The sequence below is a fragment of the Halomonas sp. E19 genome (assembly GCF_052439355.1).
GTDB lineage: Bacteria > Pseudomonadota > Gammaproteobacteria > Pseudomonadales > Halomonadaceae > Halomonas.
Window position 1 is genome coordinate 3,358,028 of the sequence record NZ_JBNFWU010000001.1, and the last position, 15,884, is coordinate 3,373,911.

Sequence of the window (15,884 nt, forward strand, 5' to 3'; positions counted from 1 at the left end):
TCGCTGTTCCTCGCAGCATCCGGCGTCAGAAGCAGTGCGCTTCGGCGGGGAAGCGCCGGGCCTTGACGTCTTCGTGGTACTGGCGGAAGGCGCCGGCGATGTCGCCCGCCTCCGCCATGAAGTTCTTGACGAAGCGCGGTGTGCGCCCGTGGGTCACGCCGAGCACGTCGTGCATGACCAGAATCTGGCCGTCGGTGTTGGGGCCGGCGCCGATGCCAATCACCGGCACGTCGAGCGCTTCGGTGATCTCGCGCCCCAGGCTTGCCGGCACGCACTCGAGCAGGATTACCGAGGCGCCTGCGTCGACCAGGGTGCGGGCATCGGCGAGGATCTGGGCGGCGCGATCGGCATCGCGGCCCTGCACCTTGTAGCCGCCGAGCTGGTAGACGGTCTGTGGGGTCAGGCCCAGGTGGGCGCACACCGGCACGCCGCGCCGGGTCAGCTCCCTGACGCCTTCGGCCATCCAGGCCTCGCCTTCCACCTTGACCAGTTCGGCGCCGGCGCGCATCAGCTCGCCGGCGTCCTGCAGCATGCGTTCAGTGGTAGCGTTGCTCATGAACGGCAGGTCCACCATCAGCAGGCTGCTACCCTTGGCGCGTGCCACGCAGCGGGTGTGGTAGCAGATGTCGTCGAGGGTCACCGGCAGCGTGCTGGCATGGCCCTGCAGCACCATGCCGAGGGAGTCGCCGACCAGCAGCACCTCGATACCGGCCTCGGTGGCGGTGCGGGCAAAGGAGGCGTCGTAGGCGGTCAGGCAGCTGAAGGTTTCACCTGCGCGCTTGAAGGCCTGCAGCGTGCTTAGCGTGACGGTTTTCATGGCGTGCTCTCGCTGTGTTTCGGGGCGCCAGGCCTGGGGCCGATGACGCCGTGCTGCGCGTGATTGTTACCAGAACAGGAGTGTCGTGTCGACCGGTAACACCTAATGCCGTGTCATGAGTTGTCCGGTAACACTTTAACGTCACCTTCCGCACCGACATGCCGCGCAAGCGCAGCGACGGCCTGGCCATCCGGCAGAGTCAGCTCGGCGGCCAGCTCGGCCAGGGGAATCAGCACGAAGGCGCGACGGCACAGCTCGGGATGTGGCACGCGCAGGCGCGCCACGTCGATGCGCTGTTTTCCGTACAGTAGCAGGTCGAGGTCCAGCGTGCAGGGCCCCCAGTGGCGCTGGCGAACGCGACGATGGCGCTGTTCCAGCGCCTGCAGCTGATCGAGGAGGGCCAGCGGCGAAAGGCGCGTGCGCAGGAGGGCGACGGCGTTGATGAAGTCCGGCTGGTCCTGGGGGCCGACCGGGCGGCTGGCGTAGAGCCGCGACACGCCGAGGCGCTCGGTCAAGGGCAGCTTGCCGAGCGCCTCGGCGGCACGGCGTACCTGGCGGATCGGGTCGTCGAGATTGCTGCCAAGCCCGATGAACGCCTCAACCGGGGCGATCATGATGGGCCTGGCGAACTACGACGGCGGCGCTTGCGCGGGCGGCGGCGCCGAGCACTGTTCCCGGCGGGGCCGGCATCGGTGCCCGCCTTTTCCAGCAGGCGACGCTGCTCGTGTTCGTCGCCTTCCTGATAGGCCGTCCACCAGTCGCCGAGCCCCGGCGCGATCTCGCCGGCCGCTTCGCGCAGCAGCAGGAAGTCGTAGGCGGCACGAAAGCGGGGATGTTCTCGGGTCTGCAGCGCACGCTTGCCGCGACGCTGGGGCAGGCGCTGCTGCAGGTCCCAGATATCGCGTACCGGCAGGCTGAAGCGCTTGGGTATCGAGATATGCTGCAGCTGCCGCGACAGCACCTGCTGGGAAGCCAGCTGAAGTGCCGGGATGGGCGGCATGCCGTTGGCCTCCAGCGCGGTCTGGCGACGCTGCACCGGACCCCACAGCAGGGCGGCAATGAGAAACGCTGGGGTGACCGGGCGCTCCTCGTGGATGCGCTGGTCGGTGCTGGCCAGGGCCTGCTCGATGAGCGGCTCGATCCACGCCAGCTCGGCCATGGCCTCATCGGTTTCGGGAAAGAGCATGGCGAACAGGCCGTATTGGCGCAGCAGTCGGAAGGTGTTCTCCCCATGCCCGGCCATGAACAGCTTGAGCAGCTCATCGAACAGTCGTGCCGGAGGTATCTGCAGCAGCAGCGGTGCCAGTTCGGCAATAGGCCGTTCGGTCTCGGGAGCGATATGGAAGTCGAGCTTGGCCGCGAAGCGCACGGCTCGCAGCATGCGCACCGGATCCTCGCGATAGCGCAGGGCCGGGTCACCGATCAGCCGCAGGGTGCGGGAGGCGATGTCACGCATGCCGTCGGCGAAGTCGTGGATGGAGAAGTCCGCAATGCTGTAGTAGATCGCATTGACGGTGAAGTCGCGGCGAATGGCGTCTTCCTGAATATTGCCCCAGACGTTATCGCGCAGCAGCAGGCCGTGCTCCGACTGCTGGGCGATATGGTCGCCGTGGTCGTCGCCGTGAGTGCCGCGGAAGGTGGTGACCTCGATCACCTCGCGGCCGAAGCGTACGTGCACGATGCGAAAGCGGCGGCCGATGATGCGCGAATTGCGAAACAGTTCGCGCACCTGTTCCGGCGTGGCGTCGGTGGCCACGTCGAAGTCCTTGGGCATCTTGCCGAGCAGCGAGTCGCGCATGCAGCCGCCGACCAGATAGGCCTCGTAGCCGGCATTATGCAAGCGATAGAGTACCTTCAGCGCAGCTTCACTGAAGTGCTGCCGGGAAACGGGATGCTCGCTGCGGGGTATGATGCGGGGGCCAGCGGCTGGTCCGGAGGCCTCCTCGGGACCGAAGAGTGACCGGAGGCGTTCGCCCGGGCCCTGTAGAAAGCGGGTAAATCCTTTGAACATGCGGCGATATCGACTCGCAGTGTGCGAAAGTTGAACAGTGTAGCCGAGCGCCGACACCTTGCAAAGCGGCGTGCGCCGCCAGGAGCGGGCAGACAGCAAAAGAGGAGGCCTTTCGGTCCTCCTCTACAGGCATTTGAGGTGCTGCGTCCATGCGGCTGTTTCTTCTTCGTGATGGCGCATCGCCTTGAATACGCACCACAGTCACCAAGAGTACACAGGCAAACGGTGTTGTTGTGTTTGTTGACGTTCCTGGTTCGCGACCGCCTCGTATTCAAAACAATAATCCAACACGACGGCATCGGTGAGGTATGCCTGCCTTCGGTTTGTCGTTGTTGCCGAAGGTGCGCTCTTGCGGCCATTGTTCTTGTTGGAGGCCGGGGTTGGCGCGTCGCGTCCTGATGGATCCGGTGCTTCGCTCGTCTCTTGTCGTTGTTGGTTCGAGTCGAAGGGCGGTCCTTTCCGGGGGCGAATTGTTCTTGTTGCCCCTGACCGCGTCTAACTCACAGCCCGTGTTGTTATTGTTCGTGCGGGCTCTGCCTCGCCTGCGCCTTGTTCTTGTTGTTGACGTGGGTGGCAGCCGGATGTTGTTTTTCTTGCCATATATATTGCACGGCACATGCCAGCGTTGCGTTTTGTTCTGAATTATCAGCAAGTTGAATCTTGTGTGAGAGAAGGCTTCGTTTGCGGGTCGGCGGGGTGTTACCCGTGCTGCGCCATTTGCGGGCGGTTTCTGGGTGGGATGGTAACACCTGGTGCAATTTGCCCGGTTTGCGAGCCCGGAGGCGCCGAAATAAGGAGGGCGAAGCAGTCTGTAACCTTAGTCGTAGGCGGCGAGGTGCACTTAGCCCAGGCTGCTGCGGCGAGCCTGCTTCTTGCGCGGAATGCCCAGGCGCTGGCGCCGTTCCCACAGACACTTGCGGCTGATTCCCAGCTTCTGGGCGAGTTCGGTCTCGCTCATCTGGTCCTGATGCTCGAGCACGAAGTGCTGGAAATAATCCTCGAGCGACAGGTCCTCGTCTTCGCCGCCGTCGCTCTCGAGCCGCTCCTCGGGCCGTGATACCGGTTCGGGGGCGGGGCGCGGCTTCATGGGGATACCCGGCCGGAGGCCGAGGTCGTCGGGGTGGATCAGGTTGCCTTCAGCAAGGATGACGCCACGCTCGAGGGCGTTCTCCAGTTCGCGCACGTTGCCGGGCCAGGGATAGTCGCGGATTTCCCGGCGTGCAGCGCGCGAGAGCCGCAGTCCCTCGCGCTGATGGCGCTGGCAGGCCTTCTCCAGCAGAACATCGGCGATCAGCAGAATATCGTCCTCGCGGTCGCGCAGCGGCGGCAGGTCGATCTGCATCACGTTGAGGCGATAGTAGAGGTCGAGGCGGAACTCGCCTGATTTGGACAGTGCGCGCAGGTCGCGGTGGGTGGCGGCGATCAGGCGCACGTCCACATGACGCGTCTCCACCGAGCCGATGCGGCGAATCTCGCCCTCCTGCAGCACGCGCAGCAGCCGCGCCTGGGCATCCAGCGGCAGTTCGCCGATCTCGTCGAGGAACAGGGTGCCGCCATCGGCCGCTTCCACCAGGCCGGTGCGCGCGGCGCTGGCGCCGGTGAAGGCGCCCTTCTCGTGGCCGAACAGCTCCGATTCGATCAGGGTCTCGGGGATCGCCGCACAGTTCACGCAGATCAGCGGTGCGCCGGCCCGCTTGCTCTGCTGATGGATGGCGCGCGCCACCAGCTCCTTGCCGGTGCCGGACTCGCCTTGGATCAGCACCGTGACGTCGGCTGGCGCGGTCTTGCGGATGCGGGTATAGACCACCTGCATGGCCGGACAGTCGCCGATCATCTGCTGGCGCGAGCCGCCGGCGTCGGTGATGTCCGGCGGCGAGGGCGCGTGCTGGCGGTGCTGGTGGAGCACTCGGGAGACGGTCTCGAGCAGCTCGTCGTGGTCGAAGGGCTTGGCCACGTAATCCACCGCCCCGAGCTTCAGGGCATCCACCGCCGAGCGCATGCTGGCATAGCTGGTCATGATCAGCACGGGTGCCGGCGAGGCGTGGCCGATCAGGTCGGTGCCGGGCTCGCCGGGCAGGCGCAAGTCGCTGATTACCAGGTCGAAGCCGCGCGGCTCGAGAACCAACGCCTCGTTGACCGACCCGGCTTCGCTGACTTGGTAGTCATGACGCTCCAGCAATCGGCGCAGCGCAGTGCGGATAATGGCTTCGTCCTCAACGATCAAGATCCGACTCATCACTCTTTTCACCCTGCTCTGGTTCAGTTGGCAGCCACAGGCAGATGCGGGTGCCGCGTTCACGTCCTTGCGGCGGCGACTCGATCTCGATCCTGCCGTGGTGTTCCGCCACGATGCTGTAGACGAGGGGCAACCCGAGCCCGGTGCCTTCGCCCGGGGGTTTGGTCGTCGTGAAGGGTTCGAAGAGATGCTCGCGGACCCTGGCGTCGAGGCCGTGTCCTCGTCGGTGACCGTTACCTTGAGCATAGTGCCGTCCGGCTCGGCGTCGACGATGATCTCTCCGCCGGCCTCGCTGGCGTCGCGTGCGTTGCTCAGCAGGTTGACCATCACCTGCTGCAGCCGCTGGGCGTCGCCGATGACCTGCAGCTCGGCTGCACAGAGGTTGCGGTAGCGGACATCCTCGCCCGAGCGCACCAGGCGGATCAAGTGCAGCGCCTCGTCGACGATGGTCGAGATCGCCACGGCGGCAAGCTGGGTGCCGCCGATGTGCCGCCCGCCGTGAGCAAAGCCCACCAGGGAGCCGACGATGCGCGAGATGCGGTCGGTGAGCTGCTGGATCTGCTGGGCGGTGGCCAGCAGCGTGGGGTCGTCGGTGTCGTAGCGCAGGTTCTGGGCCAGCGACGAGATCCCGGTGACGGGGTTGCCGATTTCATGGGCCACACCGGCGGCAAGCTGGCCGATGGAGGCGAGGCGGGCGGCATGCACCAGCTCGTCTTCCAGCCATTTCATTTCGCTGTGGTCCTCGATCAGGATCACGGTGCCGCCGCGGATGTCCTCGTCGGCCTCGAGCTCGGCGCGGTGCAAGGTGAGGTAGCGGGTGCCGCGCTTGAGTTCCACGGCCTGCTTGTAGAGGTGGTCCGACGGCTCGGTGAGCAGCCGCCCGAGCAGCTCGCCCCAGGGGCGGGCAAGCCGTCGCGCCGAGCCCCCACCACGCTGGCGCCTTCGATGCCGGAAAGCTCCGCCAGGGCGTCGTTCCACATCAGCACCTCGTCGTCGACGCCGAAGGCGCATAGCCCGACCGGCAGCCGCGTGAGGATGCGCCGATGGTAGCGGCGCAGGCCGTCGAGCTCGCGGGCCAGGCCGGTGAGCCTGGAGCGATAGGCTTCCAGGCGGCTTTCGACAAAATGGATATCATCGGTGGGCACCTGGCCGCTGTGGCGGTAAGGCAGGTAGCGGTCGACGATGTCCTGGGCCACCGAAGGGCCCATCAGGCCGGAGAGGTTGGCCTGGATGCGGTCGCGCAGCCGCCGCAGGGCATAGGGCCGTCCGTCCAGCGGCGACAGGCCGAGATCGGTCAGCGCGCGCTCCACCTCGCGCTCGGCGACCTGGTCGCCCAGCGCGCGGGCCAGCGGCTGCTTGAACTCCTCGCAGGTGGTCGCCACCAGCGGCAGGCGCTTGGGACGAATCACGGCATCAACGGAGCAGGCTTCGGCGGCGGCCCGCTCGCCCTCGGAGGTATGGGTGGCCAGCGAGACCACGATCAGGGTCAGGGTGTTGCAGGCCAGCGCGACCAGCGTCACCACGTACCAGTCCGGCTCGCCGGCCAGCAGCTCCATGCCGGGGGAATCAATATCCAGGCCGGCAGGCCCGTGAGCAGCGGCAGCCACAGCCCGGCCAGCCAGATCAGCACGCCCACCACCAGCCCCGAGACCATGCCCTTGCGGTTGGCGCCGGGCCAATAGAGCAGGGCCAACAGCCCGGGCAGGCACTGGGCCATGCCAACGAAGGCGGCCAGACCCAGCGTGGTCAGGTCGTGGTGAACGCCCACGGTGCGGTAGAAAAGCCAGCCGCCGAGGATCACCGTGACGATCAGGATGCGGCGCAGCCAGCGCAGCCAGCGGTAGAGGTTGGGCTGGGCCTCGGGTGGGTGGGCGATCAGCAGCACGTGGTTGAGGATCATGCCTGACAGGGCCAGGGCGATCATCACCATGGTGCCGCTCGAGGCGGCCAGCCCGGCGATCAGCGCCAGTGCCTGGACGGCGAAGGTTTCGGACAGGCCGAAGGCCAGGTAGGCAGAGCCCATGGCGGCATCGCTGCCCAGGCGCTGGCCGGCCCACAGGATCAGCGGCACCGGCAGGGCCATGAGCAGCAGAAACAGCGGCAGCGACCAGCTCGCCTGCAGCAGAGTGTGGCGCGACAGCGTCTCGGCAAAGGTGATGTGGAAGATATGCGGCATCAGCAGCGCGGCGGCGAAGAACAGCAGCAGCAAGGTGCGCCAGTGTGCCGGGTCGGGCTGGATCATGCCGGCCTGGTGGGCCTGGCCGGGGCCGTCGAGCCACAGCTGCAGGTCGGCCGGGCCGTCGAACACCACGAACAGCGCCACCGCTCCCAGCGCGAGCATGGCCGCCAGCTTGACCACCGAGGTGAGGGCGATCACGGCCAGCAGGGTGTCGTGGCGCGCCGGGGCGTGGTTGCGGGTACCGAAGATGGTGGCGAACAGCGCGATCAGCGCAGCAAAGGCCAGTGCCAGCAGAGCGGGTGAGGCGGCGCCGGTCATCAGGTAGATGGCGTCGCCCAGGGTCTGGACCTGCAGCGCCAGCAGTGGCATGACGGCTAGCAGGCTGATCATTGTGATCAGCGTGCCCACCCAGCGCGAACGGAAACGGAAGGCGAACAGGTCGGCCAGCGAGGCGAGCTGGTGGGTGCGGGTCATGCGCTGTATCGGCACCAGCAGGACCGGCGCCAGCAGAAACGCCCCCGCCACGCCCAGGTAGTAGGCGAGATAGCCGTAGCCCGAGGTGGAGGCGAGCTCCAGGCTACCGTAGATCGCCCAGGCGCTGGCATAGACGCCGAGCGCCAGGGTGTAGACCACGGGATGGCGGGTGACCCGTCGGCTCAGCCAGCCGCGCTCCACCGCCAGGGCGCAGAGGAACATCAGCAGCAGGTAGCTGGCGCCGAGCGCGAATACGCTGGCCAGGCTAGCGTTCATCGAGCTTCCTCTTCTGCTCCAGCCACAGCGTGAGAGCGATCAGCACGCCCCAGATCACGAAGGGCCGGTACCAGGCCACGCCGGGGCTCGACCAGCCGCTCATCAGCAGCGGCGAGAGCAAATAGCCGCCGAAGACCAGGAACAGCATGATGCGGTAGACGTACACGGCCGGCTCCTCTCATTGCTTGCCGGGAGGGGTTCCCGGAGGGGGCGACGTCATGCCGGTGGGGAATACCGGCCACCCGCCAGTGGGCGATGGCCCAGCGCAGCTGCTCGGCCACCGGTGCCGTGGCGAGCGATGGGGCGGCGCCTGGCCAAGGGTGAGTAGAGCACGATGCAGCAGTGCACGCACCGCCGGCTCATCGAGCGGCAGCGGCGGCGCCAGGTTCTGCTTGGAAAGCTTCTGCCCATCGGGGCCGAGGACCAGCGGCAGGTGCAGGTAGCGCGGCGTCGGCAGGCCCAGCGCGTGCTGTAGCTGGCGCTGCCAAGGCGTGTTGTCGAGCAGGTCGGCGCCGCGCACGATGTCGCTGATGCCCTGTTCGGCGTCGTCCACCACCACCGCGAGCTGGTAGGCCCAGAGGCCGTCCTTGCGCTTGAGTACCACGTCGCCGAGCGCGGCGGGGTCGAGGCACTGCATGCCGAACAGGCGGTCGGACCAGCGGACCGGGCGCAGACCGAGGTCGCTGCGCAGCCGCCAGGCGACTGGCCTGCCGGGCTCGCGCACGCCGTCGCGACACCAGCCGGGATAGACGGCGTGGTCACGCCACTGCTTGCGTGAGCAGCTGCAGGGTAGGCCAGCCCCAGGCTCTCCAGGCGGGCAAGGGCGTCGGCATAGGCGTTGCCGCGGTCGTGCTGCCAGTAAACCGGGCCGTCCCACTGCAGGCCGAAGGCCTCAAGCTGGCGAAGGATGGTGTCGGCCGCCCCGGGCGGACAGCGCGGTGGGTCGATATCTTCGATGCGCAGCAGCCACTCGCCGCCGACGTGGCGGGCATCGAGAAAGCTGGCCAGGGCGGCCACCAGCGAGCCGAAGTGCAGGGCGCCCGACGGGGTAGGGGCGAAGCGGCCGCGGTAGCTCATGGGATCCTCGTGCCGTGGGGCACCGACACGCAAACGGGCACCCTGAGGTGCCCGTCGCCTGGAGGAGTGAGCCACATCACGCCAGCTCAGCCGCCAAGCTGCTTTTCCTTGAGTTCGGCTAGGGTCTTGCAGTCCACGCAGAGGGTCGCTGTGGGGCGCGCTTCCAGGCGGCGAATGCCGATCTCGACGCCGCAGGCCTCGCAGTAGCCGTAGTCCTCTTCGTCGATCTTCTCGAGGGTCTCGTTGATCTTCTTGAGCAGTTTGCGCTCGCGGTCGCGGGTTCTCAGCTCCAGGCTGAAGCCTTCTTCCTGGGTGGCACGATCGGCGGGGTCGGCGTAGTTGTTCGCCTCTTCCTGCAGATGGCGCACCGTGCGATCCACTTCTTCCATGAGCTCCTGTTTCCAGCCCAGCAGGATCTGTCGGAAGTGCTCAAGCTGCTGTTCATTCATGTACTCTTCACCCGGCGCGGACTCGTACGGGATGAATTTTTGGGCGCTTCCGTTTTTTGGTCTGCTACTGGCATGGCACTGCCTCATTGCTAGTGTGACTGCTGATCAATACCCCGCAGTGCGGTGTAAGTATCCTACGTCAAAGGCATGCTTGTTTATCGAAAAACGGCGCCTTTGCAATACCCCGGGCCTGGGGCGGAACGCCCGCCGAGGGAAAGCGTAGTATCATGGTTGGACCGCAAGGGCGGGAAAAACTTCCCCTGCCATCTCCTCATATCGTGTCCAGGAGCCAGACATGTCGTGGAACTCTCGCGTCGAGCGCGTCGCCCCCTTTCGTGTGATGAGCTTGCTGGAAATTGCCCAGGCGCGCGAGGCGGCCGGACATGATGTGATCCACCTGGAAGTGGGCGAGCCTGACTTCCCTACGCCCGAGCCGGTGGCGGTCGCCGGACGAGACGCCCTGGCAGCGGGGCAGACCCGCTATACGCCGGCGGCCGGGCTGCCGGCCCTGCGCGAGGCCATCGCCGGCCATTATGCCGACCACTTCGGCGCCGACGTCGACCCGGCGCGCATCCTGGTCACGCCCGGGGCCTCCGGGGCGCTGCTGCTTGCCAGCCAACTGCTGGTCGGCCCCGGCGACCGGGTGCTGATGGCCGACCCCAATTACCCTTGCAACCGCCACTTCATGGCGCTGGCGGGGGCGCAGGTCGACACGGTGCCGGTGGGGCCCGACAGCGGCTGGCAGCTCGATGCCCTGCTGCTGGCGCGTCATTGGCAGGCGGCGACGCGCCTGGCAATGCTGGCCACGCCGTCCAACCCTACCGGGCACATGCTCGACGCCGAGCGGCTGCACGCGCTGGCCGACGCCGTGGCCGTACGTGGTGGCCACCTGCTGGTGGACGAGATCTACCAGGGGCTCTGCTACGACCTCGCGCCGCTGTCGGTGGCCGCGCTGACGCCGGACGCCTTCGTGGTCAATAGCTTCTCGAAGTATTTCGGCATGACTGGATGGCGGCTGGGCTGGTTGCTGGCGCCGGCCGCTGCCGTGGAGCCGCTGACCCGCCTGGCCCAGAACGTGTTCCTGGCCGCCTCGACGCCCGCCCAGCATGCGGCCCTGGCTGCCTTCACACCCGACTGCCGGGAGATTCTCGAAAGTCGCCGCGTCGAGCTCGGCCGCCGCCGCGATACGCTGCTGGCGGGTCTGGCCCGGCTGGGCTTGGCGCCGTCGCTGCCGCCCCAGGGCGCCTTCTACCTATGGCTCGACATCTCCCGCTATAGCCGCGACAGCCAGGCCTTTGCCAGCGCCTGCTGGAAGAGGAGAACGTGGCCATCACGCCCGGGGTCGATTTTGCCGTCACCGGCGGCGAGCACCACGTACGCATTGCATTCACCACCGGCACGGCGCGCCTGGAAGAGGCCGTGAACCGGCTCGAGCGCTTCCTGGCGCGGCAGTAGCGACGCCATGGAGTATCCCCTTCTCGTTCCCGGCGTGCTGCTGCGCCGCTACAAGCGCTTCCTCGCGGACGTTCGCCTCGACGACGGCCGTGAGGTGGTAGCGCACTGTCCCAATACCGGCTCGATGCGCGCGGTGAACGTGCCGGGCTGTCGGGCGTGGCTGGCGCCAAGCGACAATCCGGCGCGCAAGCTGGCCTGGACCTGGGAGCTGATCGAGTTGCCCCAGCCCGCTGGCGGCGTGGCGCTGGCCTCGGTGCATACCGGGCGGGCCAACCGCATCGTCGAAGAGGCGCTGGAAGGGGGCGAATTGCTGCGCTTGCCGGTTATGCCCAGTTCCGGCGCGAGGCCAAGGTAGAGGGGGCGCGGCTCGACTTTCGCCTCGACGATCCCGAGCGCGGCTGTGCCTTCGTCGAGGTCAAGCAGGTCACGCTCAAGGAGCGCGATGGGCACGGTTACTTTCCCGACGCGGTGAGCGAGCGCGGGCGCAAGCACCTGCTGGCGCTGGCGGCCTTGGCAGAGCAGGGGCAGCGTGCGGTGCTGCTGTTCTGCATCGCCCACGCCGGCATTCGCGACGTGGCGCCGGCAGCACACCTCGACCCGGCCTACGCCGCCACGCTCGAGGCCGTGGCAGCGCGGGGAGTGGAAGTGCTGGCCTACGGCTGCGAGTTCGGCTGGCACGATTCACGGCCGGTGTCGGTGGCGCTGGGTGGTCAACTTCCGGTGTCACTCACTCGCCAAGTGAATGTTGCCCTCGGCATCGACTGAGATCGGCAGCGGCTCGAGAAAGCGCCCTGGCAGGGCCGAACACGCATTCCCCCGTCTCCGGCAGGAACAGCGCGCCGTGCACGCCGCACTGGATCAGCTCACCGCCGGCCTCGAGAAAGCTGGCATCGTCCCAGTTCAGCGGCACCTGCTGATGCGGGCAGCGATTGACGAAGGCGCTGACTACGCCGTGCACGGAGACGAGAAAGAGGCGCCTGCCGTCGGGCAGGGTCACGCCCAGCGACGGCTGGGTCTCCAGCTGGCTCAGCCGGGCAATCCGCATCGGCATGCGGTTCAGCGCTCGATATAGAAGCGCTGGATGAAGCGCAGGTCCGCTGGCTCCCGGTTGCGGTCGTAGCTGACCTGGAGGTCGAAGTGCATCGGCTCGTCCTCCTGGATGCGGAATACCGCGACCTGCGACTGGGTGTCGCCATCCCGCAGGGTGCGGAATGCCAGCGGGGTCTGGCTGCCGCCGCGCACCACACCGACGCTGCCGCTGACCGGTGCATTGACGGGGCGCAGGGCGCCGTCGGCTTCCGCCTGGAGCACGCTGACATTGACCAGGGCCATGGCCGGGCTGCGCTGGATGCCGTGGGCATCGGCCACCGACTGGGGGATGAACTGGGTACTGACGGCACTGTAGTGGATCTGGTAGTCGCCGATCTGTTCGAATTGCTGCGCCTTGAGCGGACCGGATACAGCCAGCAGGGCCAGGCTCAGCGTGGCAAGGGCGTGCTTCAGGCGGCGTGTTGCAGTGTGGCGTGGCATGGGCAAGTCTCCCGTTGGCGTCGGTTAGCGTGACAGGCTGCGGTCTTGGCCCGGCTTGCGGCTGACGCGAAAGATCGCTGTTTCGCCGAACAGGTTGGGCCAGTGCCGCGTGGTCCAGCCTCCCGCGGCGTCGCCGACGCCGACGGCCCGGTCGGTGATCACCAGGCCTTTTTCATGGCACAGGTGCTCGAAGTCGTTGAAGGTCGACAGGTGGATGTTGGGGGTGTCGTACCAGGCATGGGGCAGCGACTTGGAGACCGGCATGTAGCCGCGAATGCCGAGGTGCACCCGATGTCGCCAGTAGGCGAAGTTGGGGAAGGTGATGATGCACTCCTTGGCGACCCGCAGCATCTCGTCAAGCATGCGGTCGGGCCGGCGCAGCGCCTGCAGCGCCTGGGTCATGATCACCAGGTCGTAGGCGTCGTCCTCGAAGTTGACCAGGCCCTCGTCCAGGTTCTGCTCGATCACGCAGACCCCTTGGCGACACAGGCGGTGATGCCTGCCGGGTCAATCTCCAGGCCGTAGCCGGTGACGCCCTTGTCGCGTGCCAGCACCTCCAGCAGCGTGCCGTCCCCGCACGCCAGGTCGAGGATATGGGCGCCCTCGGGTACCCAGCGATGAATCACTTTCAGGTCGGCGCGCATCATGCGGGGGTCTCCAGGCCGAGCTCACGGGCCGCGCGGGCCATAAAGGCCGAGAATATCGCCTGGTAGCGTGGCTCAGGCAGCAGGAAGGCATCGTGACCGTGGGGCGAATCGATATTGGCGTAGCTCACCGGCTTGCCGGCACGGATCAGGGCGTTCACCAGCTCCCGCGATCGCGAAGGCGGGAAGCGCCAGTCGGTGGTGAAGCTCACCACCAGGAACGGGCACTGCGAGGGGCCCACGGCGGCGGCGAGCTCGCCACCGTGGGCCGCCGCCGGGTCGAAGTAGTCCAGCGCCTTGGTCATCAGCAGGTAGGTGTTGGCGTCGAAGGCGGTAGAGAAGGTGTCGCCCTGGTAGCGCAGGTAGGACTCGACCTGAAACTCCACGTCGTAGCCGAAGTTGAACTCCTCGCTGCGCAGGTCGCGGCCGAACTTGCTGCCCATGGCGTCTTCCGACAGGTAAGTGATATGACCCACCATGCGGGCCAGCTTCAGACCGCGGCGCGGTGCCGTGCCGTGCTCGGTGTACCAGCCTTCGTGGAAGTCGGGGTCGGAGCGTATCGCCTGGCGCGCCACCTCGTTGAAGGCGATGTTCTGCGCCGAGAGCTTGGGCGTGGCGGCGATGATGGCGGCGTTGGCGACCCGCTCGGGATAGGCGAGGGTCCACTGCAACACCTGCATGCCGCCGAGGCTGCCGCCGATCACCGCGGCGAAGCGCTGGATGCCGAGTCGGTCGGCCAGGCGGGCCTGGCTGTTCACCCAGTCGCTCACGGTGACCATGGGGAAGTCGGGCCCCCACAGGCGCCCGGTGGCCGGGTTCTCGCTGGTCGGGCCGGTGCTGCCGTGGCAGCCGCCCAGGTTGTTCAGCGACACCACGAAGAAGCGCTGGGTGTCGATCGACTTGCCCGGTCCGATATGGGCGTCCCACCAGCCTGGCTTGCGTTCGTCCGGGTCATGGTAGCCCGCGGCGTGGTGATGGCCGGACAGGGCATGACAGATCAGCACCGCGTTGGTGCGCTCGGCATTGAGGGTGCCGTAGGTCTCGTAGACGAGATCGTAGGCCGGCAGCGTCTTGCCGCAGGCCAGCTCCAGAGGGTCGTCGAAGTGCGCTGTTTGCGGCGTCACCAGTCCGACGGAGTCGCAGGGAAACTCGGGCATGTGTCGTCAGGAGTCCAGTCGTTGTAAGGCTGCCTTGGGCGGCGTCGATTCAGAGTCCGACCAGGGCGCCGGCGATACCTGCGGCCTGGGTCAGCGCGCCTACCACGATGCCGTCGATCATGCTGATGGCGATGAACACCACGATCGGTGACAGGTCGATCATGCCCAGCGGCGGGATGACGCGACGAACCGGCGCCATGATCGGTTCCACCAGCTGCATCACCAGCAGCGCACCGGGGTGGCTGGCGTTGGGGGCTACCCAGCTGAGAATGATCATCACGATCAGAGCGAAGAAGTAGATCTTGAGGATGGCATTGGCGATGGCCGCCACGGCGCCGAGCACCACCTGCGTGACCGGCGGCATGCCGATGCCGGCGATCTGCAGGATTACCACGATGCTGACCAGCTTGAGCACAAAGGCGGCGGCCAGGGTGGCCAGATCGAAGCGACCCAGCACCGGGCCGAGGAAGCCCTGGAAGGGGCGCACCACCGGCTGGGTGATCTTCACCACCGACTGGCTGATGGGATTGTAGTAGTCGGCCTGTGACGCCTGCAGCAGGAAGCGCAGCATCATCAGAAACAGGTAGATGTTGATCAGGGTGTTGACCAGCAACAGGCCGGCATTTCCCAGTTGGCCCATGAGGGCTCCTCCTATCAATCGTCGAGTGGGTCGCGTCAAATGGGCGCGACCGGAAAGGCTAACGCTTGCCGAGCTCCTCGGCCATTTCTCGGGCGCGAGCGGCGCAGGCCTCCATGGCGTCGAGCACGGACCGGCGCAGGCCGGCCTGCTCCAGCGCTTCGATGGCGCGTTCGGTGGTGCCGCCCGGCGACATCACGTTGCGCTTGAGTTGCTCCGGCGGATATTCACTCTGCTGCGCCATGCGCGCCGCACCCAGAGCGGTCTGCAGCGCCAGGCGGCGTGCAGTATCGGCGGGCAGCCCGAGCTTCACGCCCGCCTCTTCCATGGCTTCGAACATCAGGAAGAAGTAGGCCGGGCCGCTGCCGGATACCGCAGTGACCGCATCCAACTGGGCCTCTTCGCTAACCCACTCGACGATGCCCACCGCTTCGAGCAGGGTGGCAGCCAGCGTGCGCTGATGATCATCGACGGCTTCGGTGGCATACAGCCCGGCGGCCCCGGCACCTACCAGCGACGGCGTGTTGGGCATGCAGCGCACCAGCGGTAGCCCTTCGCCCAGCCATGCTTCCAGCGTGGCGGCATCGATACCGGCGGCCACCGAGATGATCAGCGGCCGCTGCCGCTGCAGGGTGTCACGCAGCCCTTCGCAGACCTCACGCATCACCTGCGGCTTCACGGCCAGCACGACCACGTCGGCACCACGCACCGCCGCGGCATTGTCGGTATTGGTGCGAATGCCGTAGCGCTCATGGATCGGTGCCAAGAAGGCATCACTGGGTGACGTGGCAGTAATGGCGGTGGCGGGATAGCCGGTGTCGATCAACCCGCCGATGATGGCGCTGGCCATGTTGCCGGCGCCGATAAAGGTGACTCTGCTGGCCATTGCGATCCTTTCCTTTTGTGTTGTGCGGCACACTGGGCTGACGTCGTGCGCGAGGG

Annotated in this window: 11 protein-coding genes and 5 pseudogenes; 2 read left to right on the plus strand and 14 right to left on the minus strand. The window is 67.0% G+C overall.

Features of this window, described 5'->3' with window-relative positions; all coding sequences use genetic code 11:
* Positions 1–25: 25 nt before the first annotated feature.
* The 8 genes and pseudogenes from panB to dksA form a co-directional block, all read right to left on the minus strand.
* The gene (gene panB, locus ACUDAL_RS17520; protein ID WP_444679032.1) at positions 26–817 is read right to left on the minus strand and encodes a 3-methyl-2-oxobutanoate hydroxymethyltransferase; all 792 of its coding nucleotides are present in this window, start codon (positions 815–817) and stop codon (positions 26–28) included.
* 113 nt (positions 818–930) lie between these two features.
* Positions 931–1,431 (minus strand): 2-amino-4-hydroxy-6-hydroxymethyldihydropteridine diphosphokinase, encoded by a 501-nt coding sequence (gene folK, locus ACUDAL_RS17525; protein ID WP_444679033.1) that lies wholly within the window; start codon positions 1,429–1,431, stop codon positions 931–933.
* The gene (gene pcnB, locus ACUDAL_RS17530; RefSeq protein ID WP_444679034.1) at positions 1,428–2,828 is read right to left on the minus strand and encodes a polynucleotide adenylyltransferase PcnB; all 1,401 of its coding nucleotides are present in this window, start codon (positions 2,826–2,828) and stop codon (positions 1,428–1,430) included. Before pcnB ends, folK begins: the two co-directional genes overlap by 4 nt.
* Before the next feature lie 841 nt (positions 2,829–3,669).
* Complete coding sequence (locus ACUDAL_RS17535) at positions 3,670–5,064, minus strand: sigma-54-dependent transcriptional regulator (protein ID WP_444679035.1); 1,395 nt, start codon at positions 5,062–5,064, stop codon at positions 3,670–3,672.
* A pseudogene (locus tag ACUDAL_RS17540) lies at positions 5,042–7,993 on the minus strand (ATP-binding protein). Before ACUDAL_RS17540 ends, ACUDAL_RS17535 begins: the two are co-directional and overlap by 23 nt.
* The gene (locus tag ACUDAL_RS17545; protein ID WP_167119311.1) at positions 7,983–8,159 is read right to left on the minus strand and encodes a hypothetical protein; all 177 of its coding nucleotides are present in this window, start codon (positions 8,157–8,159) and stop codon (positions 7,983–7,985) included. The pseudogene ACUDAL_RS17540 and the gene ACUDAL_RS17545 overlap by 11 nt, the downstream one beginning before the upstream one ends.
* A 70-nt stretch (positions 8,160–8,229) precedes the next feature.
* Positions 8,230–9,070: pseudogene (gene gluQRS, locus ACUDAL_RS17550) on the minus strand (tRNA glutamyl-Q(34) synthetase GluQRS); the annotation flags it as partial.
* 86 nt (positions 9,071–9,156) lie between these two features.
* Positions 9,157–9,519, minus strand: coding sequence for an RNA polymerase-binding protein DksA (dksA, locus tag ACUDAL_RS17555; RefSeq protein ID WP_444679036.1), 363 nt, complete (start codon positions 9,517–9,519; stop codon positions 9,157–9,159).
* Positions 9,520–9,814: 295 nt separating this feature from the next.
* Between dksA and ACUDAL_RS17560 the strand changes: the two are divergent.
* Positions 9,815–10,974: pseudogene (locus tag ACUDAL_RS17560) on the plus strand (aminotransferase class I/II-fold pyridoxal phosphate-dependent enzyme).
* Between the two features lie 7 nt (positions 10,975–10,981).
* A pseudogene (gene sfsA, locus ACUDAL_RS17565) lies at positions 10,982–11,739 on the plus strand (DNA/RNA nuclease SfsA).
* On the opposite strand, the gene ACUDAL_RS17570 reads toward sfsA, so the two are convergent.
* The 6 genes and pseudogenes from ACUDAL_RS17570 to proC form a co-directional block, all read right to left on the minus strand.
* Positions 11,702–12,025: a Rieske (2Fe-2S) protein gene (locus ACUDAL_RS17570; RefSeq protein ID WP_444679037.1), complete on the minus strand. Its 324-nt coding sequence runs from the start codon at positions 12,023–12,025 to the stop codon at positions 11,702–11,704. The pseudogene sfsA and the gene ACUDAL_RS17570 overlap by 38 nt on opposite strands.
* A 5-nt stretch (positions 12,026–12,030) precedes the next feature.
* The gene (locus ACUDAL_RS17575; RefSeq protein ID WP_444679038.1) at positions 12,031–12,504 is read right to left on the minus strand and encodes a DUF4426 domain-containing protein; all 474 of its coding nucleotides are present in this window, start codon (positions 12,502–12,504) and stop codon (positions 12,031–12,033) included.
* A gap of 24 nt (positions 12,505–12,528) precedes the next feature.
* Positions 12,529–13,148: pseudogene (metW, locus tag ACUDAL_RS17580) on the minus strand (methionine biosynthesis protein MetW).
* On the minus strand, positions 13,148–14,305 hold the full coding sequence (gene metX, locus ACUDAL_RS17585; protein WP_444679039.1) for a homoserine O-succinyltransferase MetX: 1,158 nt from the start codon (positions 14,303–14,305) through the stop codon (positions 13,148–13,150). The pseudogene metW and the gene metX overlap by 1 nt, the downstream one beginning before the upstream one ends.
* Before the next feature lie 49 nt (positions 14,306–14,354).
* Positions 14,355–14,945 carry a YggT family protein gene (locus ACUDAL_RS17590; RefSeq protein WP_444679040.1) on the minus strand — a complete coding sequence of 197 codons (591 nt, stop codon included), beginning with the start codon at positions 14,943–14,945 and terminating at the stop codon, positions 14,355–14,357.
* A gap of 58 nt (positions 14,946–15,003) precedes the next feature.
* Entirely contained in the window at positions 15,004–15,828 is an 825-nt protein-coding gene (gene proC, locus ACUDAL_RS17595; RefSeq protein WP_444679041.1) for a pyrroline-5-carboxylate reductase, read from the minus strand.
* Between the last annotated feature and the right edge of the window lie 56 nt (positions 15,829–15,884).